The 26,372-nt window shown below is 39.5% G+C and carries 29 protein-coding genes, 1 other RNA gene and 1 pseudogene; 25 read left to right on the top strand and 6 right to left on the bottom strand.

Annotated elements, in window-relative coordinates:
- Nucleotides 1-31: 31 nt before the first annotated feature.
- The 4 genes from A3GW_RS0109130 (at nucleotide 32) to A3GW_RS0109115 (ending at nucleotide 3,615) form a co-directional block, all read left to right on the top strand.
- Entirely contained in the window at nucleotides 32-715 is a 684-nt protein-coding gene (locus tag A3GW_RS0109130; protein ID WP_018368985.1) for a hypothetical protein, read from the top strand.
- A complete protein-coding gene (locus tag A3GW_RS0109125) occupies nucleotides 716-1,525 on the top strand; it encodes an Nmad3 family putative nucleotide modification protein (protein ID WP_018368984.1) in 810 nt (269 codons plus the stop codon). It begins immediately after the preceding gene.
- Between the two features lie 191 nt (nucleotides 1,526-1,716).
- Nucleotides 1,717-2,268: a DUF1643 domain-containing protein gene (locus tag A3GW_RS0109120; protein WP_018368983.1), complete on the top strand. Its 552-nt coding sequence runs from the start codon at nucleotides 1,717-1,719 to the stop codon at nucleotides 2,266-2,268.
- Between the two features lie 9 nt (nucleotides 2,269-2,277).
- Entirely contained in the window at nucleotides 2,278-3,615 is a 1,338-nt protein-coding gene (locus A3GW_RS0109115; RefSeq protein WP_018368982.1) for a hypothetical protein, read from the top strand.
- A gap of 76 nt (nucleotides 3,616-3,691) precedes the next feature.
- Here A3GW_RS0109115 and A3GW_RS0109110 read toward each other — a convergent pair whose 3' ends face one another.
- The gene (locus tag A3GW_RS0109110; RefSeq protein ID WP_018368981.1) at nucleotides 3,692-3,991 is read right to left on the bottom strand and encodes a DUF5960 family protein; all 300 of its coding nucleotides are present in this window, start codon (nucleotides 3,989-3,991) and stop codon (nucleotides 3,692-3,694) included.
- On the bottom strand, nucleotides 3,978-4,493 hold the full coding sequence (locus A3GW_RS11085; protein ID WP_473965406.1) for a DinB/UmuC family translesion DNA polymerase: 516 nt from the start codon (nucleotides 4,491-4,493) through the stop codon (nucleotides 3,978-3,980). The genes A3GW_RS0109110 and A3GW_RS11085 overlap by 14 nt, the downstream gene beginning before the upstream one ends.
- An 814-nt stretch (nucleotides 4,494-5,307) precedes the next feature.
- Here A3GW_RS11085 and A3GW_RS11080 point away from each other — a divergent pair.
- The 7 genes from A3GW_RS11080 (at nucleotide 5,308) to A3GW_RS0109070 (ending at nucleotide 9,915) form a co-directional block, all read left to right on the top strand.
- Nucleotides 5,308-5,967 (top strand): CpXC domain-containing protein, encoded by a 660-nt coding sequence (locus A3GW_RS11080; RefSeq protein WP_018368979.1) that lies wholly within the window; start codon nucleotides 5,308-5,310, stop codon nucleotides 5,965-5,967.
- Nucleotides 5,968-5,993: 26 nt separating this feature from the next.
- Nucleotides 5,994-6,659 carry a hypothetical protein gene (locus tag A3GW_RS0109095; RefSeq protein ID WP_018368978.1) on the top strand — a complete coding sequence of 222 codons (666 nt, stop codon included), beginning with the start codon at nucleotides 5,994-5,996 and terminating at the stop codon, nucleotides 6,657-6,659.
- Nucleotides 6,660-6,695: 36 nt separating this feature from the next.
- Nucleotides 6,696-7,274 carry a hypothetical protein gene (locus A3GW_RS0109090; RefSeq protein WP_018368977.1) on the top strand — a complete coding sequence of 193 codons (579 nt, stop codon included), beginning with the start codon at nucleotides 6,696-6,698 and terminating at the stop codon, nucleotides 7,272-7,274.
- Between the two features lie 40 nt (nucleotides 7,275-7,314).
- The gene (locus A3GW_RS0109085; RefSeq protein WP_018368976.1) at nucleotides 7,315-8,265 is read left to right on the top strand and encodes a DNA/RNA non-specific endonuclease; all 951 of its coding nucleotides are present in this window, start codon (nucleotides 7,315-7,317) and stop codon (nucleotides 8,263-8,265) included.
- 33 nt (nucleotides 8,266-8,298) lie between these two features.
- Entirely contained in the window at nucleotides 8,299-8,664 is a 366-nt protein-coding gene (locus tag A3GW_RS0109080; protein WP_169333188.1) for a hypothetical protein, read from the top strand.
- A gap of 246 nt (nucleotides 8,665-8,910) precedes the next feature.
- Nucleotides 8,911-9,099, top strand: a complete 189-nt coding sequence (locus A3GW_RS0109075; protein ID WP_018368974.1) for a hypothetical protein — start codon at nucleotides 8,911-8,913, stop codon at nucleotides 9,097-9,099.
- 60 nt (nucleotides 9,100-9,159) lie between these two features.
- Nucleotides 9,160-9,915 carry an ATP-grasp domain-containing protein gene (locus tag A3GW_RS0109070; protein WP_018368973.1) on the top strand — a complete coding sequence of 252 codons (756 nt, stop codon included), beginning with the start codon at nucleotides 9,160-9,162 and terminating at the stop codon, nucleotides 9,913-9,915.
- A gap of 39 nt (nucleotides 9,916-9,954) precedes the next feature.
- On the opposite strand, the gene A3GW_RS0109065 is transcribed toward A3GW_RS0109070, so the two are convergent.
- From A3GW_RS0109065 to A3GW_RS11730, 3 genes and pseudogenes are all read right to left on the bottom strand, one after another.
- Complete coding sequence (locus tag A3GW_RS0109065) at nucleotides 9,955-10,248, bottom strand: DUF5960 family protein (RefSeq protein WP_018368972.1); 294 nt, start codon at nucleotides 10,246-10,248, stop codon at nucleotides 9,955-9,957.
- Nucleotides 10,235-10,545, bottom strand: a pseudogene (locus A3GW_RS0109060) (hypothetical protein). The gene A3GW_RS0109065 and the pseudogene A3GW_RS0109060 overlap by 14 nt, the downstream one beginning before the upstream one ends.
- Nucleotides 10,546-10,594: 49 nt before the next feature.
- The gene (locus tag A3GW_RS11730; protein WP_018368970.1) at nucleotides 10,595-10,858 is read right to left on the bottom strand and encodes a hypothetical protein; all 264 of its coding nucleotides are present in this window, start codon (nucleotides 10,856-10,858) and stop codon (nucleotides 10,595-10,597) included.
- A 37-nt stretch (nucleotides 10,859-10,895) separates the two neighbouring features.
- On the opposite strand from A3GW_RS11730, the gene A3GW_RS11910 reads away from it, so the two are divergent.
- The 13 genes from A3GW_RS11910 to nox all read left to right on the top strand — a co-directional run bounded on the left by A3GW_RS11910 (nucleotide 10,896) and on the right by nox (nucleotide 24,935).
- Nucleotides 10,896-11,072, top strand: coding sequence for a hypothetical protein (locus A3GW_RS11910; protein ID WP_018368969.1), 177 nt, complete (start codon nucleotides 10,896-10,898; stop codon nucleotides 11,070-11,072).
- A gap of 403 nt (nucleotides 11,073-11,475) precedes the next feature.
- Nucleotides 11,476-13,941, top strand: a complete 2,466-nt coding sequence (gyrA, locus tag A3GW_RS0109045) for a DNA gyrase subunit A (RefSeq protein WP_018368968.1) — start codon at nucleotides 11,476-11,478, stop codon at nucleotides 13,939-13,941.
- A complete protein-coding gene (locus tag A3GW_RS0109040; RefSeq protein WP_018368967.1) occupies nucleotides 13,925-14,674 on the top strand; it encodes a class A sortase in 750 nt (249 codons plus the stop codon). Before gyrA ends, A3GW_RS0109040 begins: the two co-directional genes overlap by 17 nt.
- Before the next feature lie 47 nt (nucleotides 14,675-14,721).
- Nucleotides 14,722-15,141, top strand: coding sequence for an SMU1112c/YaeR family gloxylase I-like metalloprotein (gene gloA2 / locus A3GW_RS0109035; protein ID WP_018368966.1), 420 nt, complete (start codon nucleotides 14,722-14,724; stop codon nucleotides 15,139-15,141).
- Nucleotides 15,142-15,556: 415 nt separating this feature from the next.
- Nucleotides 15,557-16,147 carry a class I SAM-dependent methyltransferase gene (locus tag A3GW_RS0109030; RefSeq protein WP_018368965.1) on the top strand — a complete coding sequence of 197 codons (591 nt, stop codon included), beginning with the start codon at nucleotides 15,557-15,559 and terminating at the stop codon, nucleotides 16,145-16,147.
- Nucleotides 16,134-17,411 (top strand): pyrimidine-nucleoside phosphorylase, encoded by a 1,278-nt coding sequence (locus A3GW_RS0109025; protein ID WP_018368964.1) that lies wholly within the window; start codon nucleotides 16,134-16,136, stop codon nucleotides 17,409-17,411. Before A3GW_RS0109030 ends, A3GW_RS0109025 begins: the two co-directional genes overlap by 14 nt.
- A 13-nt stretch (nucleotides 17,412-17,424) precedes the next feature.
- Nucleotides 17,425-18,087, top strand: coding sequence for a deoxyribose-phosphate aldolase (gene deoC, locus A3GW_RS0109020; protein ID WP_018368963.1), 663 nt, complete (start codon nucleotides 17,425-17,427; stop codon nucleotides 18,085-18,087).
- Nucleotides 18,074-18,463 (top strand): cytidine deaminase, encoded by a 390-nt coding sequence (locus A3GW_RS0109015; RefSeq protein WP_018368962.1) that lies wholly within the window; start codon nucleotides 18,074-18,076, stop codon nucleotides 18,461-18,463. The genes deoC and A3GW_RS0109015 overlap by 14 nt, the downstream gene beginning before the upstream one ends.
- An 81-nt stretch (nucleotides 18,464-18,544) precedes the next feature.
- Nucleotides 18,545-19,606 carry a BMP family lipoprotein gene (locus tag A3GW_RS0109010; protein WP_018368961.1) on the top strand — a complete coding sequence of 354 codons (1,062 nt, stop codon included), beginning with the start codon at nucleotides 18,545-18,547 and terminating at the stop codon, nucleotides 19,604-19,606.
- Between the two features lie 129 nt (nucleotides 19,607-19,735).
- On the top strand, nucleotides 19,736-21,268 hold the full coding sequence (locus A3GW_RS0109005) for an ABC transporter ATP-binding protein (protein WP_018368960.1): 1,533 nt from the start codon (nucleotides 19,736-19,738) through the stop codon (nucleotides 21,266-21,268).
- Entirely contained in the window at nucleotides 21,261-22,322 is a 1,062-nt protein-coding gene (locus tag A3GW_RS0109000) for an ABC transporter permease (RefSeq protein WP_018368959.1), read from the top strand. The genes A3GW_RS0109005 and A3GW_RS0109000 overlap by 8 nt, the downstream gene beginning before the upstream one ends.
- Before the next feature lies 1 nt (nucleotide 22,323).
- Nucleotides 22,324-23,271: an ABC transporter permease subunit gene (locus A3GW_RS0108995; protein WP_018368958.1), complete on the top strand. Its 948-nt coding sequence runs from the start codon at nucleotides 22,324-22,326 to the stop codon at nucleotides 23,269-23,271.
- Between the two features lie 296 nt (nucleotides 23,272-23,567).
- On the top strand, nucleotides 23,568-24,935 hold the full coding sequence (nox, locus tag A3GW_RS0108990; protein WP_018368957.1) for a H2O-forming NADH oxidase: 1,368 nt from the start codon (nucleotides 23,568-23,570) through the stop codon (nucleotides 24,933-24,935).
- Nucleotides 24,936-25,348: 413 nt separating this feature from the next.
- Here the strand turns inward: nox and ssrA are convergent.
- Nucleotides 25,349-25,695, bottom strand: a transfer-messenger RNA (tmRNA) gene (gene ssrA, locus A3GW_RS11590).
- Between the two features lie 77 nt (nucleotides 25,696-25,772).
- On the opposite strand from ssrA, the gene A3GW_RS0108985 reads away from it, so the two are divergent.
- Nucleotides 25,773-26,372 carry a TVP38/TMEM64 family protein gene (locus tag A3GW_RS0108985; RefSeq protein ID WP_018368956.1) on the top strand — a complete coding sequence of 200 codons (600 nt, stop codon included), beginning with the start codon at nucleotides 25,773-25,775 and terminating at the stop codon, nucleotides 26,370-26,372.

Below are 26,372 nucleotides of genomic sequence, written 5' to 3'. Positions count from 1 at the left end.
GTCATAAAGTAGATGTTTAGGAGGGATGAATATGGACAAGCAGACTATAATCTATTGTTATCGAATGACGCATGATTATGGTATTAATCCTTGCGTTTTTACGGAAAAGTATGAGGCAACACCTGAGTTGTTGACTGAAGGAGGTTGTATGTTACAACTACGTAGAAATTTGAGAAAAAATTGGGCAGATAGAATAAATTATGGAGAAGTGGATGCTTATGTTATGGCAGTTGCAGGGCATTCACATGATGGTGGTAAATGGAGAGATGAACAAGGTTTATTTATTTCTCCAAAGTACAATCATTTAGTATTTGTTGCAAAAATATCTAAAGTTGATTCAATAAGGAATTATTTAAAATCAGACAGTTCAATCAATCGTCGGGATGCCTACACTTATAATTATTGTATCGATCATGAATGGTGGAATCCAAAAACTATGAATGATCCGATTATCATTTCGGAAAGATTTAAGTATTTTGGTAAGTCACCTTTAGAGTTGCCAAAAAACATTTTAGACTTTTTTCCAATGGGAAGTCGATCAAGGTTAGCAGGTAAACCATTTCCAAGGTGGAATACAAAAAATGGTTTTTATAATTCTAATGAAAGACCAGAAGATACAAAAGAACTTATGAATTACATCACAGAATTGTTGGGAGAAAAAAATGAAGTTGTAGATTTACCCTATCATCCGATGTATATAAAAGGAGAGAACTAAATGAAAGTTATCTTATCACGAAAGGGATTTGACAGTAAGGCAGGTGGCGTGCCTAATCCAATTTTACCCGATGGTACTCTTTTGTCTTTTCCAATTCCTGCAAAAATCGATCAACTAACGTATCAAGATTTACAATATGAAGGGGTAGCATATTCAGATATCTTAACACAGTTAAAGCCAAAAGATTTAAAAATAAGAGATTGGAATTGCCATCTGGATCCAGATATTAGACCAGAAGCACATCTAAATTTACCTCAAGATTGGATTGCAGGATTTGGACAAATTAATCAATCTCAGAGCTATCTAAGGAATCAAAATGTTGGAATTGGAGATCTTTTTCTCTTTTTCGGGTGGTTTAAACAAACGGAAGGCAATCCATGTGAAGGCACATTGCGATATGTAAAAGGTGCCCCAGATCTACACATTTTGTATGGTTATTTGCAAGTTGGTGAACTTATCTCGGAACAAGATACGTTACAAAAAAAATATCAATGGCATCCACATGCTCATCCTGAACGTGCTAAGCAAAAGACAAATATGTTGTATTTACCAACTAAGGAATTATCTTTTGACAATTCTCGTAGTGGGTCCGGAGTATTCACATTCACTGAAAAAAGAATTCTTACGAAAGAAGGTTGTTCCAAAGCTATTTGGAATGAAGTAGAAGCTTTGCTTCCAACTAATATCAGTAAACGGGTTAAAAATTCAGCTAAGAAGGAAGGGATATATTACGCAGGACAATGGCAGGAGTTGGTCCTAAAAGAGAATGAGATTTCTGAAAACTGGGCTAAGAGTATATTTTTAACGTGACTAGGCAATTAATAAGGCTTTTGTTTTTGAATTGAAGGATTTTGAGGAACTATCTGACTTTCGTAAAAACGACAATAAATAGTAAGGAACGAAGATAAAAATTATTGGTGGGAGTACAACTATTGTATTCCTGCCATTTTCATATTTTTGCAAGGGATTTCATGTTATAATATATTGTAGGAGGTAACTCTATGAACGATAAAGTTACAAAAGTCAGACCAGCCTATCCTTTAGGAGAAGAGCCTAATCTATGTATTCCTGAAAAATATAATGCCTACCATAGATTCCTACTGGGACGCTTAGGAACTAATCCACTCGTGGCTATATGTATGAATCCCTCAGCAGCTAATGAGGACTATAGCGATCGTACAATCAACCGAATTATAAATGCTAGTAAAAAATTAGGATGTGATGGCTGGGTTGTCGCCAATGTTTACCCAGAGCGAGCTACCAATGCAGCTGATTTAGATGAATTTAATTCTGAGCTTGTAGATGAAAACGTGCGTATCATAATGGATTTTTTAATTCAGAATAAAATAACTGAAGTATGGGGAGCCTGGGGGAATCTAGTTCACCCTTCCTTAGTACAAGGTAGAGATACACTACTATCGTTTTTCAAAGAAAGTGGTATTAGAGTTTACTCATTCGCGCCATTAACTAAGTGGGGACAACCTGTTCATCCGTTGAATCGGAGTGTTAAACAAAATATTTCAGAAAATGGAAAAATATATTTAACAATTTAGGTAAGTGATATGGAATTAACAGTTAGTACGAGAGATAGATTAGTCCAACTTTTGACATCGGAATATAGCGTACCTGATGAATTGGTAGACTGTGTCAAGGTTGCTATTAAGCAGTATTCTACAAAAAATTATACAGATGATGCAATAGATAGAATGGTGAGAACTCCTCAAAGCCTTTCTAAGGGACTAGCATTACTTAGAGAAAGAAATGGGAAAAATGATTTAAGTTTGTTTCGTGGAATTATTTCTGAATGGTTAGTTTGTGCTGAGTACAATGCCTTAAAGAATAAGGGAGCTGTAGTTATGACCATAACTAACCCTGACCCATCTTCGAAAGCAGATTTACTTCACATAGTTGATACTGGGGAGGGGTATAAAGCCGTTCCTGGTCCAGATATCAAGAGTGGTGGAAGTACATACGTCTTTAACCAGTGGAAAAAGATTGTAAAATATCGCTATGAAATACCGATGGTAGACATCGATGGCATATTAACTACAGAGGAAGGGATAAAACAATTAACTCAGAAACAACGTGAAGAATTTGAAGAGTTAAGTGCCTTATATCCAAACAAGCGACCACTTGATATTGCTTTTGAAAAGGCAGATATCAATAGAGTTGTTGCGGATTATTTGAAGTATGTTGAGTTTAATATACTACCAAGTACCGTGTCAGAACTGTCAATAAAAGATGCAAGTGTATCTAGAATAAAAGAGAAGCTCTATAGTGGTGAAGTTTTAAATGGTCAGTCTTATGATTGGAATGTGTATTCTAGTGAAAGCAAAGAAATTCTTCAACCGATTACAGAAGAAATCAAGCTGAACAATCAAGGCAGAAATGTTGGAAGTAATGACACAATGTCAGGTATAGATTCCAAATCTTATCAAAAGCAGACTATTGAGCATAGGCTGGAGGGAGATATTGGTCCTGATTCTGTAGTAGACAAAGGTATGAAATTTGCAAGAGGTTTAGGTGGGCAGATAATAAAAGGTGGATTAAGTATTCTAAAATTTATTGGTGAACATAAAGAGGAAGTGCTCGCTACGGCTGGCGTAATTGCGAGTGTAGTTGCTATGAATATTAGTGACAGAGAAACGCGTTCAAAAGCGAATTTTAGTGGTCAAGCAGACTGTGAAGATGATTCTGTTAGCGATACGACTTCGACATTCGATAATAGAAATAATAACGTGGAAATATCAGTCTCTGAAAATAATAACACTCATAACTACCCAAAACAAAGAAAAGATCCAGCAGCTCATGCCTATCGGAGAAATGGTGTAGTTGTTGGAGCTAGGGGGGGAACTGCAGAAGAAAGAGCAGCAATTAGAAAAGAGCACGGACTAGAATAGTAATGGGAGTTGTTGTACCCTTCATGGACTTTTACTGGTTCTTAATGATAAACAGGAGCGGTCAATTGAACTGCTCCTATTTTTGTGTTAAATATGTAGTTGTTTTCTTGTAAGAATAGCGGTAGATTAGCGGATTCTCATCTATGATATTTATCTCAAATAGGAAGAAATGATCACGGTTATCTCTAGCCTTTTCCTTATTGAGGACAAAGTAATTCTTACGTGAAGTCGCCATTGTTTTGAGGATATCATCGGTCAGGAAGGTCAATGGAATATTCATGTTAGAGTAGTGGTAGAAGTCACGTTCAAAATCTTGGTAGCTCTCGCTGTAATAGTACATTTGCAGGTGATTACGCTGAAACTCAAGCTGATTCATAAAGCACCTCCTCAACAAGTTCAATACTCAAAATATCTTTCAATTTCAAATTGATGTGACCTGTTGTAGTTTTTATCAAAATGAAATCCTTATTCAGACTTGGTATTGTTCTAACGATAAGTTTACTACGTTCAATATTTCTGGAACCTTCAGTTAGGACGGTTCCTTTTTGTATGACTAAAAAACCAAACTGTTCTCGGACAACATCAATAGCTGTCTGAAGTCTGTTTTCTTTTTCAATTTGCTCTACATCATCAAAGAGTGATAGAAGAGTATAGCTTTCATCTACAAAACCACTATAAGACACACCAATTTGTCTCACTGCACCAGAGGTGTATTTCTTTCGGAATAATTCAAGTACATGACTCACCATTGTTTTGGGGAGATTTGCGGGTTCAATTTTTTTCTGAGCATTTATAGATTTTTTCATCTCAGTCCTAGAATAGCCAATATGAATAGAAACAACAGTAGTCGATACTAGGGCTACTGTTCCGTTCCACAGTATAATCCTGAAATCACTTTCACTTCCTTTCGTTCATTAGTATAGAAGAAAGCTCTCATCACATGTGGAGCGCGTAGCTCTGCTCGTGAAAGCATAGAAACCTTGGAACGAAAGCATCTTAAAAAGCCTTGGAGACAAGGCTTTTTGTAGTATGGGGGGAAGTATCAGAGTGAGTAATTTTTTGGAGTGAGTAGAAGTGATAGCAAGAAATTATCAAAAATCTATTTCCATTTACCCTGTGGGTACGTGTTTGTTTCCATTGACAAGGAGTTTGCGGGAATAGAAACGTACCCACCTTCAATATCGCTTAAATGGTGTTTGGAAGTGTGAGTTCTGAAATTGACACTATTTTATTATCATGCACGAGCCTTTATTGAAGGAAAAATATATTCGTATTATTTTAATTAAGAAAAGGAGAAAAATATTTCTACTCTTCTATTATCAAGAACTTCATTACTTTAAGTATTCGCATGTTCCAATTAATTGAGATAAGCGGATTCATTTTATGATATAATGATGGTGGGTATTACCAATTATTCTGTGAGATTTCATTTGGGCTGAATACAGTTTATTAAAAGTGTAAAAACTGATTAAAAGACAATGTGTCGGCTATGCCAGGTAATCGGTCAATGACTAAGCCTTGTTAAGGGGGCAAGTCGTAATATTAGAAACGAGGGCAAAAGAATTTGACTTGGAATTCTTAAGTGTGTCCTCTGAAATTAGTGGAGAGACTAAGCCGCCATAAGAATGACCTGAGTTAGCGAAGTCCCTTGAATAGTAGGAAATTATAGGGTATTTAAATGGAGAAAAATTTATGACACGAACAACAGTTGAATTTATAGCTTGCCCTGTATGTAAACATCAAAGCGGCTTTACTACTTATCAAAGTATTAATGCTACCCTCGAACCAAAGTTGAAGCAGCAACTCATTGACAGAGAACTGTTCAAGTTTTATTGTTTGAATTGTGGTGAACAAAGAGTTGTTTGTTATGAGACTTTGTATCATGACATGGAGAATCGGCTCATGCTTTACTACATTCCTGCTGTGGTTAATAGAGAGCAGGAAGTGGCTAGGATTGAGGAGATGTTCAGCCAAATAAAGCAGGTTGAAGGAGATAGGTACTTTAACTCTCTTGATTCCTACAACTTCCGTATTGTTTCTGATATGGAGTCTTTCATTGAGAAGGTGCAGATATTTGATGCGGGGTATGATGATAGGGTTGTTGAGTTGATGAAGTTTGTCCTTGCTCCCAAGGAAGAAGAGGATATTCAGTTCAGCTATGACCACATGGTATTTACCAAGGTAGGTGATGATAACTATCAGTTTATGTTCATCGATGAAAAGCGTGCAGTCGCTTCACTCAAATTTTCAAAGGAAATGTATGAACATTTTGAGTTGGAGTATGCCCCTATTCTTGATGACCAATACTTTGTGGACGAGGCCTGGGCTTATAGGACAGTTGCCAAGACATGATTTAATATGATTTTAAGGAGCTATGAATGGCTAAAAGTGATGATGATTTGGGTTTGGTAGCACTATTAGGTATTGGTGCACTTGCCATAGGTGCTATTGGCTTATCACTAAAACATGATAGGGATTTGGCTGAAGAGAGAGCTAGACGAAGAGCTATGCCTATTAACTGGCCAGATGGATTATCTCAAGAGGTATTTGAAACAATTTGTCGTAAGGCTGCAAAGTCAATTAGACGGTTAAAAATCACTTCCATTGATGGTTTAGATGTATCATGTGAGGTAAAAACTAGTAGCGGTATTTCAACTTGGTCTTTTTCTGCTGATTTCTATGATTATGGTAATCTGAGTGGAAGATGGTTTAAGAGTCATATAGAAAATAGTGACTCTACAATTCCTGGTGTATTTTTAAATAAAGTTTCAGAAGGTATAAAGGATATTTTATATCAGTTTAAGGCCTTTTCCCCGTTATCATCCGAGGAAATTCTCAGATCTAATGTTGACTATATAGATAACTTATTTAGTAATGCTGGTTTTACAAATGTTTCCAGAGTTCCTTGTGAGAAGAGAATATGGAGTATGTTTACTGCTAAAGGTACTGTTTGCTTTATCAAAGTAGATGGGTATTCAAATTTTAGTAAGAACCAACTTTTTGAAAGTGACTGTTTAGTTGAGATTGGATATTTTTACAAATAGTATTATATAGCTCTAATACGGAAGGAGGGATATTTTATGTCAGTCAATCAAGTTATTTTAGAAATTCCGTTAGATATTCAGATGGGGTTGAGTTCTGGAATCTATAAACGATACGGATCAGTAATTAGAGATGCTTCTGGGCATATTGTTAAACACTTAAAAGAGGTTAAAGTATCTGAGCCTGCACAGCAAATAGCTAAAAACCTTACTAAAAATAAATATGTATTGGTAGGTGCTATTGGAGCTGGTGTCGTTACAGTTGGTAGTGTGGGATATTATATTTGGGCATCGAACAAATACAAACGAGTTGTAAAAAAACTTTTAGAAAAGCTTGTTCGCTTCATCAAATTGGCACAGGAAGGTGAGCTAAATGAAGACTATGTAGATGAATTTATAAAATTTTTACAGGTTAATCAGAAGGAACTTCTTGCCTTAAAACTTGATTCTACTGTCGATGAACTATTTGAACTAGTTTACAATTATACAGTTAATTTTGCCGAGGCAAATGACTTTGATATATCTACGATTAGTAAAGTAGGTGAAAATAATAAAGTTATTAATCTCATGGAGTATTTAAACTTGCAAAAAAATATTTATGAGTCATCTGCTGCATAGGTTTTTTATAATTGACATTTAACATACAATCACTATAATTATGAAACGTTTAAAACTATTATTATTTTTTATCTTCACTCTCATTTTCAGTAGTAGTTTGGTTAAAGCTAACCAAAATATCGACTATCAGAGCTTGAATTTATTACCTTTTAACGGTAGCAAGCAGATTGTTCTTGGAGAGTTTGACCATTTAGGTAGAGCAACTTCGGCACATATCCAGCTTCAAGACAAAGATGAACCTAAAAAACGCAGAGAGCCGAGGATTAAGTACAATCCAGTTGGTTGGCATAACTACAAGATGAGTTATGGTAACCAAGGAAAAAAATCATGGTTATTTAATAGGGGTCATCTTATTGGTTATCAATTTAGTGGTCTTACGGATGAAGGAAAAAACCTTGTTCCTTTAACAGCATGGACTAATAGTGGTAACTATAAGGGGATGGACGATAGTAATATTGAGGGAATGCTCTATTATGAGAATCGTTTGGATAGTTGGCTTGCGACCCATCCCAATTTTTGGTTAGATTATAAAGTTACCCCTGTTTACACGGGTGATGAACTAGTTCCAAGGCAATTAATCCTACAGTATGTTGGTCTAGATGAAACTGGAAATTTCATTAGTATAAAGTTTGGTAGTCCTAAAGAATCTGTAGATGGCTATGGAATAACAACTGTAATTTTAGATAATTATTCTAAAAATGCAACAATTGACTATTTGAAAGGAACAGCCACACCGTCATTAGTTCCTACAGAAACAAGCAGTCAAGTGACCACTCCAGCATCTGCCGAGGGAACAGTTAGTGAGACGACACAATCTGTCCAACCTAATACCCAACTTGCTCCAGTAGTTTATATTGCAAGGAATGGTAGTGCGGATGTATATTGGTACTCATTGGATAATATGCCATCTAATACTAACTTTTCTAGAGTAGTACAGATGTCAGAGGAAGAGGCACTAAATCTAGGGAAGCGACATACCTCAAAAGAGTAGGTTTGATATTGAGGACTGAGCAATACCAAGTTAATGGGAGAAATTATGGTAAAATTTGAACTTGTTGCATCAGAAAATGATATCTATACTTATCATTATTATCCTGAAGGCGATTTTGCATCCGAGCCAGGTGTCATTGAACTTAATTTGAATGCTGAGAGTATCTATCTAGTTAAGTTAGCTGCTAGGGACTTTGAAAGATACGTTACTGCCGAGGAAAGAAATAGTCTGATAAGAGCCCTCAATGATATGATTGCTGAAAATGGCGGTGATGATTTTGAAGAATATGTTACCGAAGGCTTCACCAGGAGAGTCTATGCAGATCAGGCTATCTCTGGTATTCTAGATGGTTTAGAGAAAGGTAATCCACCAGAGAATGGTATGAGAGCTTGGTATTGAAAGTGGTACAAACTAAAAGGAGCATAAGGCTCCTTTTTAGTTTATTGAGTAGCTTAGTCTCTATTGTGACAAATTACTAGAGGAATGGTGATGAGAGTCGTATTTTTTGTAGCTCAAGCTTTAAGTTATTTCTGCTTGACGTGGCAATTAGATAGTAACTCACTCAATTTACTAATTAAAGTTTTTCAGAACTTATAGTTGACACTGGTGTAACACTTGTGTTAATATGAAAGAGAGGTGATAGATGTGGTTACAGATAAAAATCGTATTATGATCAGTTTAGATGATAAGAATCTTGAGAAATTGGAATTGCTCATTGAAGATGCTCGTGATAGGCGAGGTATGAGATTGACAAAATCGCAGATTATTGAACTATTACTGAATACAGTTGATTATTTTGATGATATTATGGGAGCAATCTATTCAAAAAAATAAAATTTATTTTATTTTTTTTTTTGAATATTGGTGTTGCACTAGTGATTGAAAGGTGTGGAAATGGTTGTTTATATAAACGATAGTAGTAGACTAAGTGAAGTGTCTATTAATAAGTATAATGCTCAAGTAGGTGCTCATTTATTAGGGGAAGAAGTAGTGTTGTATAGTGATTTTAGTGAATTAGAAGCTTTGACCCGTGAAGATCTCATTGTTGACTATATTGCTGAGACGAGATTATTGTTGTCTTGGATGGGAATAGATATACCAGTTATTGACTACCCGGAGGAGCTTTCTGAATTTTATGGTCGTACTATCCGAGAGGGACTTATGGGAGAGATTGTCAATATTCCTGATAATTGGGGCAAATTTATTAAGCCTAAAGCTGGTTCAAAAGTTTTTACAGGAAGAGTAGTTAATGGAACCCGAGATTTGGTTGGTATTGGATTACCATTTGACTATCCTATTTGGATTAGTGATATTGTAGAATTTGTTGCAGAATGGCGCTGTTTTGTACTTAATGGAGAGGTACTGGATGTTCGTCCTTATACAGGTGACTATCATGCTCAGTACGATGCCAGTGTTATTGACAAAGCGGTTGCTGCTTGGGATAGTGCACCTAGGGCTTATGGGTTGGATATTGGTGTTACCAAGGATGGCCGTACATTAGTTGTTGAAGTAAATGATGGTTATGCTCTTGGGAATTACGGTTTATCGCCTTTAAAATCCATTAAATTTTCTAGAGCTAGATGGGAAGAAATGGTTGCACCGTATTTTAGCAAAAATCCAGTTTTTGACTTTTCTTTGGTAAATAAATAGATATTTTAGTCAATATGAAAAGGAGCGTACTGCTCCTTTTTAGTTTATAGAGTAAACGGTCTTTAGGTAAACATATTTTCTGATGAGCTTATTGTTCTCGATAGGCTCAACGCTGAATAGAAAGTAGTGATCATGATTGTCTTTGGTATTTTCTTTGTTTGGCTTGAAGTATGGCTTTTGAGATTTGGCCATACTTCGCATGATGTCATCCGTTAGGAAAGTCAGAGGGGTATTCAGAGCAGAATAACGATAGAAATCAGTTTCAAATCTCTGATAGCTTTCACTAAAGTAGTTCATCTGTAGCTCATTTTTATGAAATTCAAGCTGATTCATGGAACATCTCCTCTACTGGTTCAATGCTAGGAATATCAGATAGTTGGATGTTGATGTGGTCTTTTGAAGTACGAACCATGATATGTTCTTTTGTAATTGATGGTATTTTGCCAGTGAAATATCCTATTCTATTGTTACCTCTCACCTGTAGGAGCGTGATTAACTGGTTTGCATAGACCTGACTGAGAAGAAGTATCTTTTGTTCAAGGGTAAGGTCACTTAGAAAAGTAATCTTGCGCATATCTTCAAAAAGGGCACTAGTGTGCTCAGATAGGAAAAATCCATCCATTTTTGCATATTAGTATCCTGGTACTCTCTTGCTGACTGAAATGGTAAGTATGAACGGTCAACAGTCCCTTGCGTGCTGCGCACGCATTCCATGAAAATTGATCAAATTTTTCATTTTACTATCTGAAAAGACGGGGTCTTCATTGTCAATATTTTTAAATGTATCTAAAACTGTAGGTACATCTTTTGGTAAGATTAATTGTTCCTGCCGTTTACCCCCTTTACCGCGTTTAACGACAACATAAAAATTTCCAGCTTCATCTTGAATGAGATTTTTTCCGGTTAGGTTATGTTTGTGTCTCTTTTTTTGTGTCTTTTTCAATGATCCATTCAAAATTTTTGGGAAGAAGGATGACGCAATGATGTTAAATGCAACTATTGAAATAAGAGACATAGATGAATTAGCAAGATTTTTGGAAGAAATGCTAGAAAAGTATGGAAACAAGGTAATGGATCAAATAAATAAAGATAGTCTCTCATATTTCAAAGGAAGTTTTGAATCTGGTTCGCAATTTAAGGAATGCTGTAGCCCCTAACAATTGTATCTTGTCTGATTTGAATTCTAAAACAACAGTTTCAACTCAAGCTATTATTGACTTTGTAAAAAGTATAGAAGGAATTACAAAATCCAGTAGAAGAAAAAAAATTATCTTCTCGGGCTGTATTAGAATTTTTTGCACTTATTTATGTTTATGATATCTTTTTCAAGATGAACTTTCTTGATGTAGAATTGCTCATTCCAAGCAATGGCATAAACTACGCAGTTATAACCAATCTTATAACCATATTTTTAGCCCTGATGTTCTGTCATCAATCACTTAAAAACCATCAATGACTTTAAAATAATTAACTGAGAAGTTTAATCGCCGATAAATCTGCTAAAATCCTTAATTTGTGGTATAATAGTAATTGATTAACCTCAAAGAAAGAGTAATGGTTATGCAAGATAAAAACTTAGTTACAGTCAATTTAACCAACGAAATGAAAACGAGTTTTATTGACTACGCCATGAGTGTCATCGTGGCTCGGGCTCTTCCGGATGTTCGAGATGGGCTTAAACCTGTTCATCGGCGTATCCTTTATGGTATGAATGAGCTAGGGGTGACACCTGATAAGCCTCACAAAAAATCCGCCCGTATCACGGGTGATGTTATGGGCAAATACCATCCACACGGAGATAGTTCAATCTATGAGGCGATGGTGCGGATGGCCCAGTGGTGGAGTTACCGTCACATGCTTGTTGATGGTCACGGCAACTTTGGCTCTATGGATGGCGATGGTGCGGCTGCCCAGCGTTACACAGAAGCCCGTATGAGTAAGATTGCTCTTGAGATGCTCCGTGACATCAACAAAAATACTGTCGATTTCACTGACAACTACGATGGTAATGAGAAAGAGCCTTTAGTACTCCCAGCACGCTTTCCTAATCTCTTGGTTAATGGAGCGACAGGGATTGCCGTTGGTATGGCAACCAATATCCCCCCTCATAACCTCGGTGAAACTATCGATGCTGTCAAGCTGGTCATGGACAAGCCAGAGGTGACGACCCGCGAATTGATGGAGGTCCTGCCAGGTCCAGACTTCCCTACAGGGGCTCTGGTCATGGGGAAATCAGGCATTCACCGCGCTTATGATACAGGTAAGGGGTCCATTGTTCTGAGGTCACGTACCGAAATCGAAATCACCAAGTCTGGTCGAGAACGTATTGTGGTGACAGAATTCCCTTACATGGTCAACAAAAGTAAGGTACTTGAGCATATTGTTAAGCTTGCTCAGGAGAAGCGAATAGAGGGCATCACCGCTGTTCGGGATGAGTCCAGTCGTGAAGGGGTACGGATGGTGATTGAGGTTAAGCGTGATGCCTCAGCTAGTGTTATCCTCAACAACCTCTTCAAGCTGACGCAGCTTCAAACTAATTTTAGTTTTAACATGCTGGCCATTGAAAATGGCATTCCGAAAATCCTCTCCCTGAGGGCGATTTTGGATAATTACATTGCTCACCAGAAGGAAGTCATTGTTCGTCGCACCCAATTTGATAAAGACAAGGCAGAAAGCAAGGCGCATATCTTAGCTGGTCTCTTGATTGCCCTTGACCATATTGATGAGGTCATTCGGATTATCCGAAATAGTGAGACAGATGCCCAAGCTCAGGCAGAATTGATGGCTAAGTTTGACCTGTCAGAGCGTCAGAGTCAAGCTATCTTGGATATGCGCCTGCGTCGTTTGACGGGCTTGGAACGTGACAAGATTCAGTCCGAATATGATGAGTTAATTGCCTTGATTGCTGATTTGACTGATATTCTAGCTAAACCAGAGCGGGTAGTGACCATCATCAAGGATGAGATGGATGAGATTAAGCGCAAGTATGACGATGCCCGCCGGACCGAGCTCATGGTCGGTGAAGTATTGTCTATCGAAGATGAAGATTTGATCGAAGAAGAAGATGTCTTGATTACTCTGTCCAACAAGGGTTACATCAAACGCTTGGCACAAGATGAATTTCGTGCTCAGAAACGAGGTGGTCGTGGGGTGCAAGGAACTGGTGTCAATGATGATGACTTTGTTCGTGAGCTAGTGTCTACCAGCACCCACGACGCCATGCTCTTCTTTACGAATAAAGGAAGGGTATATCGTCTAAAGGGCTATGAAATTCCAGAATACGGACGGACTGCCAAGGGTCTTCCTGTCGTCAACCTGCTCAAGCTCGATGAGGGGGAAACGATTCAGACCATTATCAATGTCAAAACTGATGACTTCAAGGATAAGCACCTCTTCTTCACGACCCGTCAAGGAGTGATTAAGCGGACTAGCCTATCTGAATTTGGCAACATCCGTCAGAATGGACTAAGAGCACTCAATCTGAGGGACGAAGATGAGTTGATTAACGTTCTGTTGACATCGGGTCAAGACGACATCATTATCGGGACTCAGACGGGTTATTCTGTTCGTTTCAACGAAGAAACCATCCGCAGCATGAGCCGTGTCGCGACCGGGGTTAAAGGTGTAACTTTAAGAGAAGGTGACCGTGTCGTCGGCGCAGCCCAAATCAATGATGATCAGGAAGTCTTGATTATCACCGAAAAAGGCTTTGGTAAACGGACCTCAGCGACCGAATACCCAACCAAGAACCGTGGCGGTAAAGGCATTAAAACTGCTAACATCACCAGCAAAAACGGGGCCTTGGCAGGTTTAGTAACCGTATCAGGAGATGAGGACATCATGATTATCACTGATACAGGGGTTATTATCCGAACACGCGTGGCAGACATTTCTCAAACCGGTCGCTCAACCCAAGGGGTTAAGGTTATGAGACTAGATGAGGAAGCAAAAATTGTCACCTTTGCTTTGGTCAAGCCTGAGGAAATAAATGAAGAAAATGAGACAGAACATGACGAAAACTCGTAAAACCAAACATTCAAAAAGACTAGGACGTTTCCTCTACAATCTATTCTTGGTTCTTCTAGTTATTGTTGGTTTGGCTTTGATTTTTAACAAGTCTATCCGCAATTTTATCATAGGGCAAAATAGTAATAAATATCAGGTGACAGAAGTTACAAAGGAAGAAATTGAGGCCAACAAAGAAGCGGAAGCCAGCTTTGATTTTGAAGCTGTTCAGGCACTCAGTACAGAGGCTGTTCTATCGGCTCAGATGAATGCTCAAAACTTACCTGTTATCGGAGGCATTGCTATTCCTGAGTTGGAAATTAATCTACCGATTTTTAAAGGGGTTGGGAATACCGAGATTGCTTATGGTGCAGGCACCATGAAGCCTGATCAGGTGATGGGAGAGCGTAACTATGCACTCGCTAGCCACCATATCTTCGGTATCGAAGGAGCTTCTAAAATGCTCTTTTCACCGCTGGACAATGCTCAAAACGGCATGAAAATCTACTTGACTGACAAGGAAAAAATCTATACCTATGTCATTTCTGAGGTCAAGGTCGTATCACCTGAACACGTTGAGGTCATTGATGACCGTCCCGGTCAAACGGAGGTGACTCTGGTGACCTGTACAGACTTTGATGCGACGAATCGGATTATCGTTCACGGCACTTTCCAAGGGTCTGTAGAATTTGCAAAAGCACCAACGGAAGTCCTCAAAGCCTTTGAAATGAAGTACAACCAGCGTATTTTTTAAGACAATACCCCTCGCATTTGCGAGGGGTTCTTAGTAAGGAGAAACAGATGACACTTGACCTATCAGCCATTCATCATGTGGCCATTATCGTCTCAGACTACGATCAGTCCCGTGATTTTTATGTTAACAAGCTGGGTTTTGAAGTGATTCGTGAGAACCATCGTCCAGAACGCCATGATTATAAATTAGATTTACGTTGCGGGACTATTGAGCTAGAGATTTTTGGCAATAAGCTGAGCGATGCTGCCTACGTTGCACCGCCCAAGCGGATAGGCAGACCAGAGTACGACCGAGAGGCTTGCGGTCTTAGACACCTAGCTTTTTATGTTCCAGACGTTAAAACAACAGTAGCAGAATTAACCAAACTAGGGATTGCTTGTGAACCCATTCGTTATGATGACTACACAGGGAAAGCCATGACCTTCTTTTTTGATCCAGATGGCTTGCCACTAGAGTTGCATGAGTAGAACAATTAATTTGTATCTATTTAATAATTAGTTCAAATCCATACTTCTAATTTGCAACCGGTGATTCTTTTAAATAGCACCCTAGAGCATCAGATAACAAATCTAAGCTCTAGGGTGTTTTTAATGGTAAATGAGAACTGGAATAGATTGCGTCAATAGAACTTTCTAAAATAGGAAAATACTGAAGGATTTTTATGACATTAAGAATGTTTGCAAGGTTAAACATACAACGAATAGTAAACCATTAGAAGATCTCTTATATTTAGTTCGAGTAGCAAATGCGGTGACAACCTCTTATACGTTTATCTGAGGGGATATGGTTTTTATTTACTAGTGTCAGCTGGTTGTTGAAAACATTTTCAAAAAATGTTATAATTACTTTGTGGGATGAAAGTAGGTGATAACGATAACACAGATGTATTATGCGGAAAATCCAGATGCTGCTCATGACATTCATAATTTAAGCGTGACGTTACTAGGTGAAACGTTTCAATTTTATACTGATGCAGGGGTTTTCTCGAAAAAAATGATTGACTACGGTAGTCAGGTATTGCTGAGTTGCTTAGATGATATGACTTCAGGTCAGACCTTGCTTGATGTTGGCTGTGGCTATGGACCTCTTGGCATTGCTCTGGCAAAAACACAAGGTGTGGTGCCTACTATGATTGATGTCAATAGCAGAGCGATTGGGCTTGCCCAGAAAAATGCTGAGAGAAATGGTGTGATTGCGACGATTTACCAGTCAGATCTCTACGCTCAGGTGGAGGGACAGTTTGATGCCATTATCAGCAACCCACCCATTCGAGCAGGAAAACAGGTTGTTCATGCCATTATCGAGCAGGCGCCAACTTATCTGAAAACAGGTGGGCATTTGACTATTGTGATTCAAAAGAAACAAGGCGCACCGAGTGCCAAAACGAAGATGGCAGAGGTTTTTGGGAATTGTGAGATTTTGAAAAAGGATAAGGGCTACTATATTCTAAGGAGTTACTATGAGAACAGTTGACTTAATCCAGAAAAAACGAGACGGCAAGGAGCTGTCAACAGAAGAAATTTATTGGCTAATTGATGGCTATGCCAAAGGTGATGTTCCCGACTACCAGATGTCAGCTTTAGCTATGGCAATTTATTTTAAGGGGATGAGCACGAGGGAAACCAGTGACTTGACCATGGCAATGGTTGGTAGCGGTCAACAGTTTGACCTATCAGCCATTCCAGGGATAAAGACGGACAAACACTCAACCGGCGGTGTTGGCGATAAGGTGACTTTAATCCTAGCTCCCCTCGTTGCTAGTTTTGAAGTACCTGTGGCAAAAATGAGCGGTCGAGGTCTGGGGCATACTGGCGGTACGTTGGATAAACTGGAGTCAATTAAAGGGTTTCAGATTGAGCGTAGCGAGGAAGAATTTATCAAACAGGTTCAGGACATCAATATCGCAGTCATCGGTCAATCTGACCAGTTGGTGCGAGCAGATAAATTGCTGTATGCCTTGCGCGATGTGACAGCGACTGTGGATATTATTCCTTTAATTGCAAGCTCGGTCATGAGTAAAAAAATTGCTGCGGGCTCAGATGCTATTCTGCTTGATGTGACTGTTGGAGACGGGGCTTTCATGAAGACCATTGAGGATGCCAAACAGCTTTCTCGTACCATGGTTGACCTCGGAAAAGCTGTTAACCGTCAGACGATTGCGGTCATCACAGACATGAGTCAGCCACTTGGACGCGCTATTGGGAACCGCTTAGAGGTGCTAGAAGCCCTTGACATCATGCAGGGACGGGGGCGCGAGGACATCACCCATTTTATCTGCGAACTGGCTCAGCTCATGCTTGATTTAGCAGGCGTTACCAAGTCTCTTGATGAGATTAAAGAGCATTTGGTCAATGGCAGAGCTTTGGACAAATTCAAGCAGATGGTTCTTGCTCAAGGTGGAGACCTTGATGACCTTTTCCGTCCTAGCACAGCAGCTTGTGTCACAGAAGTTTATGCTGAAAAAACAGGCTACATCACAGCTCTGCCAGCTTTAGAATTTGGCTTATATGCCATGCGCTTAGGGGCAGGTCGTGCTGTAAAAACCGATTTATTGGATTTCGAAACAGGAATAGTGTTCGATAAAAAGGTAGGTGACTCTGTTGAAGAAGGAGAGATTATTGCCAAAATCTATTCCAATGAAAAAATTGATTCAAAAGGGCTTACAAATTTCCAAAAAAATGTTACAATAGGTGAGGAGAAAGTTATCCCTAAAGAAATCATCACCATTATCAGATAAAGGAGGATAATCAATGTCAATTAATACCTACATCGATCATACCTTGCTTAAAGCAGACAGCCGCAAAGCTCAAATTGATCAGTTGCTTGAAGAAGCAGTTCAATATCAGTTTGCAAGCGTCTGCGTCAATCCGACATGGGTTGAGTATTGTTCGGAAAAACTGAATGGGACAGCTGTAAAAGTGTGTACTGTTGTTGGATTTCCTCTTGGTGCTACCACAAGTGCAGTCAAAGCGTTTGAAACTACGAACGCTATCGCTAATGGAGCTGATGAAATCGATATGGTGATTAACATCGGCGCTGCCAAAGACGGCAACTGGCAACTCGTTGAAGAAGATATTCGTGCTGTTGTTGAGGCGAGTGGTGACAAAATCGTTAAAGTCATCATAGAAGCTTGTCTATTGACCGACGAAGAGAAAGTAGCTGCTTGTGAGGCAAGTGTACGTGCAGGAGCAGATTTTGTTAAGACATCAACAGGCTTTTCAACTGGAGGAGCTACTTTAGAAGATGTAGCTTTGATGCGGCAAACTGTCGGACCTGATTTAGGGGTCAAGGCAGCTGGAGGTGCACGTAGCCTAGCAGATGCTGAAGCTTTTATAAAAGCTGGTGCAACACGTATTGGAACATCTTCCGGCGTAGCGATTGTCCAAGGACAGGAGGTCAATGGTGGCTACTAATCTGATTGAATTAGCCATTGAAGCCAGCCAAAACGCCTACGTTCCCTATTCACATTTTCCCATTGGTGCAGCTGTGAAAACCGCAGATGGACAGGTTTATACAGGGTGCAATATTGAAAATGCCAGTTTTGGTCTGACCAATTGTGGTGAGAGAACAGCTATTTTCAAAGCCATTTCCGATGGGCATCGCGACCTGATTGAATTAGCGGTTTATGGTCAAACAGAGCAACCTGTTTCACCTTGCGGTGCTTGCCGTCAAGTTATGGCAGAATTTTTTCAACAAGATGCAAAAATAACATTGATCGCTAAAAACGGTCAGACGGTCGAGATGACGGTCGGGGAATTACTTCCATATTCTTTCACAGACTTGACGTAGTTTGTGGAAACAGCCTCTTTGAGGCAAAGCCATTTCACTCGCAACATTTTGTTGCCAAAAAAATTAGGAGGGTTCATTCAAATGAACAAGAAATATATCGGTGTTGGTTTGACAGCAGTTGCTGTTCTTGGTTTAGCTGCATGTGGTAACCGTGGTGCATCAAAAGAAGCTGCATCAGGTGGTGAAGCTAAGACTGATTTGAAGGTTGCTATCGTTACAGATACTGGTGGTGTAGATGATAAATCATTTAACCAATCAGCTTGGGAAGGTCTTCAAGCTTGGGGTAAAGAAAATGGTTTGTCTAAAGGTAATGGCTTTGACTATTTCCAATCTAACAATGAATCAGAATATGTGACTAACTTTGATACAGCGGTATCAAATGGCTACAATCTTGTTGCAGGTATCGGCTTCCTCTTGACAGAAGCTGTTGAAACATCAGCAAAAAATAATACCGACACAAACTTTATCATTGTTGATAATGTTATTGAAGGTTTGGACAACGTTGCTAGCGTAACCTTTGCTGACCACGAAGCTTCTTATTTAGCAGGTGTTGCTGCTGCAAAAGCAACTAAAACTAAGAAAATCGGTTTTGTCGGTGGTATGGAAGGTGTCGTTATCACTCGCTTTGAAAAAGGTTTCTTAGCAGGTGTTGCCTCAGTTGACCCATCAATCAAAGTTGACGTTCAATATGCTGGTTCATTTAGCGACTCAGCTAAAGGTAAAACCATCGCTGCAGCTCAATACGCTGCAGGTGCTGATGTGATTTTCCAAGCTGCTGGTGGTACCGGTGCAGGTGTCTTCTCTGAAGCTAAAGCAATCAACGAAACAAAAAATGAAGCTGAAAAAGTTTGGGTTATCGGTGTTGACCGTGACCAAGCAGAGGAAGGTAAATACACCTCTAAAGACGGTAAAGAGTCTAACTTTGTTTTAGCATCAACCATCAAAGAAGTTGGTAAAGCTGTTCAATTGATTGCAACTCAAACACAAGACGGTAAATTCCCGGGTGGTGTTGTTACTGTTTACGGTTTGAAAGATGCTGGTGTAGAATTGGCAACAACTAGCCTAGATGATGACGCGAAAAAAGCTGTAGAAGAAGCAAAAGAAGCGATTATCTCAGGTAAAGTTACTGTTCCTGAAAAATAATATAAGAGAAAGGCGACCTGACTAGAGTCGGTCGCTTTTTCCAAAACTGAAGCCTTATGCTTCAGCAAAACCTATCATCGTTTTGATAGGTTTTACTGAATTATAATGTTTGGATGAAAGGAAAACGATATGGCACAACCTGTCATTGATATGCGTGAAATTACCAAGAAATTTGGTGATTTCGTTGCAAACGATCGCATCAATCTTCAAGTCAAAAAAGGCGAGATACATGCTTTATTGGGAGAAAACGGAGCTGGCAAATCAACGCTCATGAACATGCTGGCTGGTCTTTTACAACCGACCAGTGGTGAAATTTTGATTAACGGCCAACCTGTTGTCATTGACTCCCCATCTAAATCAGCTCACTTGGGCATTGGGATGGTTCACCAGCACTTCATGCTTGTTGAGGCTTTTACGGTTGCTGAAAATATTATCTTAGGCAATGAAGTTGTAAAAAATGGTGTGCTTGATTTGAAACAAGCTCATAAGGAAATTAAAGCTTTGTCAGAAAAGTATGGCTTGGCTGTTGATCCAGAAGCCAAAGTTGCAGATATTTCTGTTGGGGCACAACAACGTGTAGAGATTTTGAAAACCCTCTATCGTGGTGCTGACATGCTCATTTTTGATGAGCCAACAGCAGTTCTGACCCCCGCTGAGATTCAAGAATTGATGGTTATCATGAAAAATCTGGTCAAGGAAGGCAAGTCAATCATCCTGATTACCCATAAGCTTGATGAGATTCGTGCGGTTGCAGACCGCGTGACGGTTATTCGTCGTGGTAAATCCATTCAAACAGTTGATGTGGCCGGGGCTTCTGCACAAGATTTGGCTGAAATGATGGTCGGACGCTCAGTTTCATTTAAAACTGAAAAACAAGCAGCACAGCCTAAGGACGTTGTCTTGTCTATCAAGGATTTAGTTGTCAATGAAAACCGTGGTGTCCCTGCCGTGAAAAACCTGTCTTTGGATGTACGAGCTGGAGAGATTGTTGGTATTGCAGGGATTGATGGTAACGGACAGAGTGAGTTGATCCAAGCTATCACAGGTCTTCGTAAGGTTAAATCAGGTAGTATTACGATAAAAGGGCAAGAAGTCTCAAAAATGACGACCCGCCAAATCACAGAGCTCAGTGTTGGTCATGTTCCTGAGGACCGTCATCGTGACGGATTGATTCTTCAAATGACATTAGCTGAAAACACCGCTTTGCAAACTTACTACAAAGAACCGCTTAGCAAAAATGGTGTCCTTAACTACAATAAAATGAATGAGTACGCTAGAAAGCTAATGGCTGAGTTCGATGTCCGTGGAGCAAATGAACTGGTTCCTGCTAAAGGTTTTTCAGGTGGTAACCAGCAAAAAGCCATCATCGCTCGTGAAGTGGATAGAAACCCTGATTTACTCATTGTTAGCCAACCAACCCGTGGACTTGATGTCGGAGCGATTGAGTACATCCACCGTCGTCTCATTGAAGAACGTGACAAAGGCAAGGCTGTTTTAGTCGTTAGTTTTGAATTAGATGAAATCCTTAACTTGTCTGACAGAATTGCGGTTATCCATGATGGTCAGATTCAGGGGATTGTCTTGCCAGAAGAAACCAACAAACAAGAATTAGGTATCTTGATGGCAGGTGGTCGTATTGAAAAGGAGGAAAATAATGTCTAAGAAAGCACAACAAATTGCTGTACCTCTGATTTCGGTGCTGATGGGTCTTATTTTAGGTGCCCTGATTATGCTGATTTTTGGCTATGATCCTATCTGGGGTTATGAAGGGCTGTTCCAGACAGCATTTGGTAGCTTGAAGAATATCGGTGAAATTGTTCGTGCGATGGCACCGCTAATTTTAGTGGCACTTGGTTTTACAGTGGCTAGCCGAGCAGGTTTCTTTAATATCGGTCTGTCTGGTCAAGCCTTTGCAGGTTGGTTAGCAGCAGGCTGGTTTGCTTTAGCTTTCCCAGACCTGCCGCGCCCAGTGATGATTGTTTTAACGGTTGTCATTGGTATGATAGCTGGTGGCATTGCAGGGGCTATTCCTGGCATCTTGCGAGCTTTCCTTGGAACAAGTGAAGTTATCGTCACTATTATGATGAACTACATTATCCTTTATTTTGGCAACTACGCTATTCAACAGTTAATGGCTGAGAATCTGAAAAAGTCTATTGATTCGACAGTTGCAGTTTCTGCAAATGCCACTTATCGTCTGGAATGGTTGTCAGGTTTAACCAATAATTCTCGTGCTAACTTGGGTATTTTCCTTGCCTTGATCGCAGTAGCCATTATTTGGTACCTGCTCAACAAGACCACCGTTGGCTTTGAAATTCGTTCAGTAGGGCTTAACCCTTATGCTAGTGAGTATGCGGGTATCTCCTCAAAACGAACCATCATCCTATCAATGATCATCTCTGGAGCTCTGTCAGGATTGGCTGGGGTTGTTGAAGGGCTAGGAACTTTTGAAAACGTCTTTGTTCAATCCAGCTCACTAGCTATTGGCTTTGACGGTATGGCGGTTAGTCTTTTAGCAGGGAACAACCCAATCGGTAGTATTTTTGCAGCCTTCTTATTCGGAACCTTGAGTGTAGGTTCTCCAGGTATGAATATTGCAGGCATCCCACCGGAAGTAGTTAAAATTGTGACAGCTTCTATCATTTTCTTTGTCGGAGCTCATTATGTGATTGAGCGTTACATCAAGCCTAAAAAAGCAGTAAAAGGAGGGAAATAAGATGAATATGCTTGCAATTTTAGTTCCTTCAATGCTGGTTTATGCGGCGCCTCTCATTTTAACGTCCATTGGTGGCGTCTTCTCCGAGCGCTCAGGCGTTGTCAATGTTGGTCTTGAAGGAATCATGGTTATCGGTGCCTTTACAGGTATTGTCTTTAATCTTGAAATGGCGGAGAATTTGGGGAAAGCAACCCCTTGGATTGCCCTCTTAGTGGCAGGAGTTGCAGGACTAGCATTCTCACTGATCCATGCGGTTGCTACGGTTAATTTCCGTGCTGACCATGTGGTTTCAGGGACTGTCTTAAATCTAATGGCACCAGCCTTAGCCGTTTTCTTGACTAAAGTTTTCTATGGCAAAGGTCAGACAGATAACATTAGACATGCTTTTGGTAAATTTAATTTTCCAGTACTAGCAGATTTGCCAGTGATTGGAGATATTTTCTTCAAAAACACAAGCCTGGCAGGCTATCTAACGGTTGCTTTTGCTTTCGTGGCTTGGTATATCCTTTATAAGACGCGATTTGGATTGAGATTACGTTCAGTAGGGGAACACCCACAAGCAGCAGATACCTTAGGGATTAACGTTTATTTGATGAAGTATCTAGGCATCATGATTTCAGGCTTCCTTGGTGGTATGGGCGGTGCCTTGTATGCACAATCTGTCTCTGTTAACTTTGCCGTAACAACCATACTGGGTCCTGGGTTCATTGCGCTAGCAGCCATGATCTTTGGTCGTTGGAATCCAATTGGAGCGATGCTCTCTAGCTTGTTCTTTGGTTTATCACAAAGTTTAGCAGTTATTGGCGGGCAAATATCATTCTTGTCAAAAGTTCCGACGGTCTATTTGCAGATGGCTCCGTATCTCTTGACAATTATCGTTCTTGCTGCTTTCTTTGGTAAAGCCGTTGGACCAAAAGCAGGCGGTGTCAATTATATCAAATCAAAATAATAATAGTCATCATAAGACCAGTGAGACACGCCGGTCTTATGATGCTATTTTTTCTTATTACTGTTAGGTCATTTCAGACAAATCCAACAAGAAAACAATATGAGCTAAAACCTTCTTTAGTAATATTTGATTGATTTATCTTTCTAAAAAAGTTACAAATTTCACAAAATTTCGGATAAAAATCTTGATTTTCGTTAATTTAAGGGCTTTCAGAAAAAAAACTTGAAACTCTTTGTGAAGTATGCTATAATGGCTATTGTAAATGATTACATAAAATGAGAAAGAGGAATTTACACATGGCTAAAATCGTTGTTGTCGGTGCTAACCACGCCGGTACATCAGCTATTAACACTATCTTGAACAACTATGGCGATCAAAACGAAGTAGTTGTTTTCGACCAAAACAACAACATCTCATTCTTGGGATGTGGTATGGCGCTTTGGATTGGTAAACAAATCTCAGGTCCAGAAGGTTTGTTCTACTCAGATAAAGAAACGCTTGAATCAAAAGGCGCTAAAGTTTACATGGAGTCACCTGTTGAGTTCATCGACTACGATAAAAAAGAAGTGCATGCTATTGTCAACGGTGAAAAACATGTTGAGAGCTATGACAAGTTGATCCTTGCGACAGGTTCACAACCAATCTTGCCTCCAATCAAAGGTGCTGAAATCCAAGAAGGTTCACGTGAGTTCAAAGCAACTTTGGAAAACTTGCAATTCGTAAAACTTTACCAAAACTCTGCTGAGGTTATCGAAAAACTCAACAACCCAGACATCAAACGTGTAGCTGTTGTTGGTGCTGGTTACATCGGTGTTGAGTTGGCTGAAGCCTTCAAACGCCTTGATAAAGAAGTTATCTTGGTTGATATTGCTGAAACATCACTCGGTGGTTACTACGATTCAGAATTCACTGATTTGATGAATAAAAACCTTGAAGAAAATGGTATCAAGTTGGCATTTGGTCAAACTGTACAAGCCGTGGAAGGCGATGGCAAAGTTGAGCGTTTGGTGACTGACAAAGAAACTTTCGATGTTGATATGGTTATCTTGGCTGTTGGTTTCCGTCCAAACACTGCCCTTGGAGATGGTAAGATTGAACTCTTCCGTAACGGTGCCTTTGTGGTTAACAAAAAAGGTGAAACCAACATCCCTGATGTTTATGCCATCGGTGACTGTGCAACTGTTTATGACAACTCATTGCAAGATACAAACTATATCGCTTTGGCATCAAATGCTGTTCGTACAGCTATCGTTGCAGCTCACAACGCTTGTGGTACTGAGCTTGAAACAGCTGGTGTTCAAGGATCTAACGGTATCTCTATCTTTGATCTCAAGATGGTATCAACTGGTTTGACACTTGAAAAAGCTAAACGTTTCGGATTCAATGCTGTTGCAACTGACTTTGAAGATTTGCAAAAACCAGAATTCATGGAACACGATAACCATGATGTGAAAATCCGTATCGTTTACGATGCTGATACTCGTGTTATCTTAGGTGCACAAATGGCTTCTAAAGAAGACATCTCTATGGGTATGCACATGTTCTCACTCGCTATCCAAGAGCAAGTAACCATCGACAAGTTGGCTCTTCTTGACATTCTCTTCTTGCCACACTTCAACAAGCCATACAACTACATCACCATGGCAGCTTTAAGTGCGAAATAAGATTTTAAATTATTATCGCCCTTAAATAAATTAGCAAAACGCTAAAATTTGGAGAGGACTAAATTAGTTCTCTCCTTTTTATTATTATTCGTTAAGTAAGACGTAGCTGAGCGCTCCAAAGTGACTGAACCTTGCGGTAAGAAATGGTGAGTTGCAGATCATCTCTACTCCCTAATGAGGTGATGTCATCAGCTTTATAGCTCTGGCGATAAACCGATTAAGCCCCACTCTATATGATGTTAGACAAGGTATTTAGCGACATCTGTTATTAAGCAAGAAACAGCCGGACTGACAGAACCGACTGTTAAACCGTGATAAATGATATTTTAAAATATTGCAAATTAGCAAGGTAAAAACTAAAGACGCTGCTTTAACAACGTCTTTAGCTATTTTAAAAAATTTTTAAGAACTTATTATGGAGCCGGTGGGAGTCGAACCCACGTCCAAACACCTGCTAACATATTCGTCTACAACCATAGGTGGTGTTTTGCTTTAACTAATCGCCGACACACCACTCAGGCCTGCGACTAGCGAGTTTTTAAATCTCGTTGACAAGCACAAAACATCTCTTGTCAACCAGCTTACTAAATTAAGACCTCAGGTTGCCGTAAGCAAACAGCCGTCAGTCACGCTTGCAGGTTATTAAGCTGCGAGAGCGTAAGAAGTGTTATTTTTTGCAGTTATATTTAACTGAGCGTTAACGTCGCCACACGAGTTGCAGAACATGCCTCATAATGCCTGTCGAATCCGTAACGACCCCGAATTATGATACTTACAACATTGTAACATAAACAGTAAAAAATAGCAAAATAAAAAAGATTTTGGTATGATAGAATCATGTATAAACGATTACAGCAATTTTTCCAGATTTTAGGTATTTTAGCTCTGGTAGGCTCGGCAGTCATGGTTATCTGGCTCTTTAAGCAAGGGATCCTAAATGATAGTAATGCGTTCAAAGATTGGGTCTTACAGTACAAATTACTTGCTCCTGTTATTTTTATTCTCATTCAAATCGTTCAAATCGTTATTCCAATTATTCCAGGTGGGGTCACGACAGTAGCAGGTGCCTTGGTTTTTGGTCCAATATGGGGCTTTATTTACAACTATACAGGTATTGTCATCGGTAGCATTTTGCTCTTTCTCTTGGTTAAGAAATATGGCAAAGCTTTCATTTTGTTATTTGTCAAAGAAAGTGAGTTCAACAAGTACGAGAAGAAGTTAGAGAGTAAAACGTATGAATGGTTCTTTATCTTTTGTATGGTCTCTCCTGTCTCACCAGCTGATATTATGGTGATGATAACAGGCTTGACCAAGATGAGCTTGCGACGCTTTACGACCATTATTTTGCTGACAAAACCATTTTCCATCATCGGCTACTCTGTGCTGTGGGTTTATGGCGCAAAGTTTTTACAGTACTTAATTCATCTATTCAAATAA

The organism is Streptococcus entericus DSM 14446 (genome assembly GCF_000380025.1).
In the GTDB taxonomy this organism is placed as follows: domain Bacteria; phylum Bacillota; class Bacilli; order Lactobacillales; family Streptococcaceae; genus Streptococcus; species Streptococcus entericus.
This window is presented reverse-complemented; position numbering and strand designations above follow the sequence as displayed.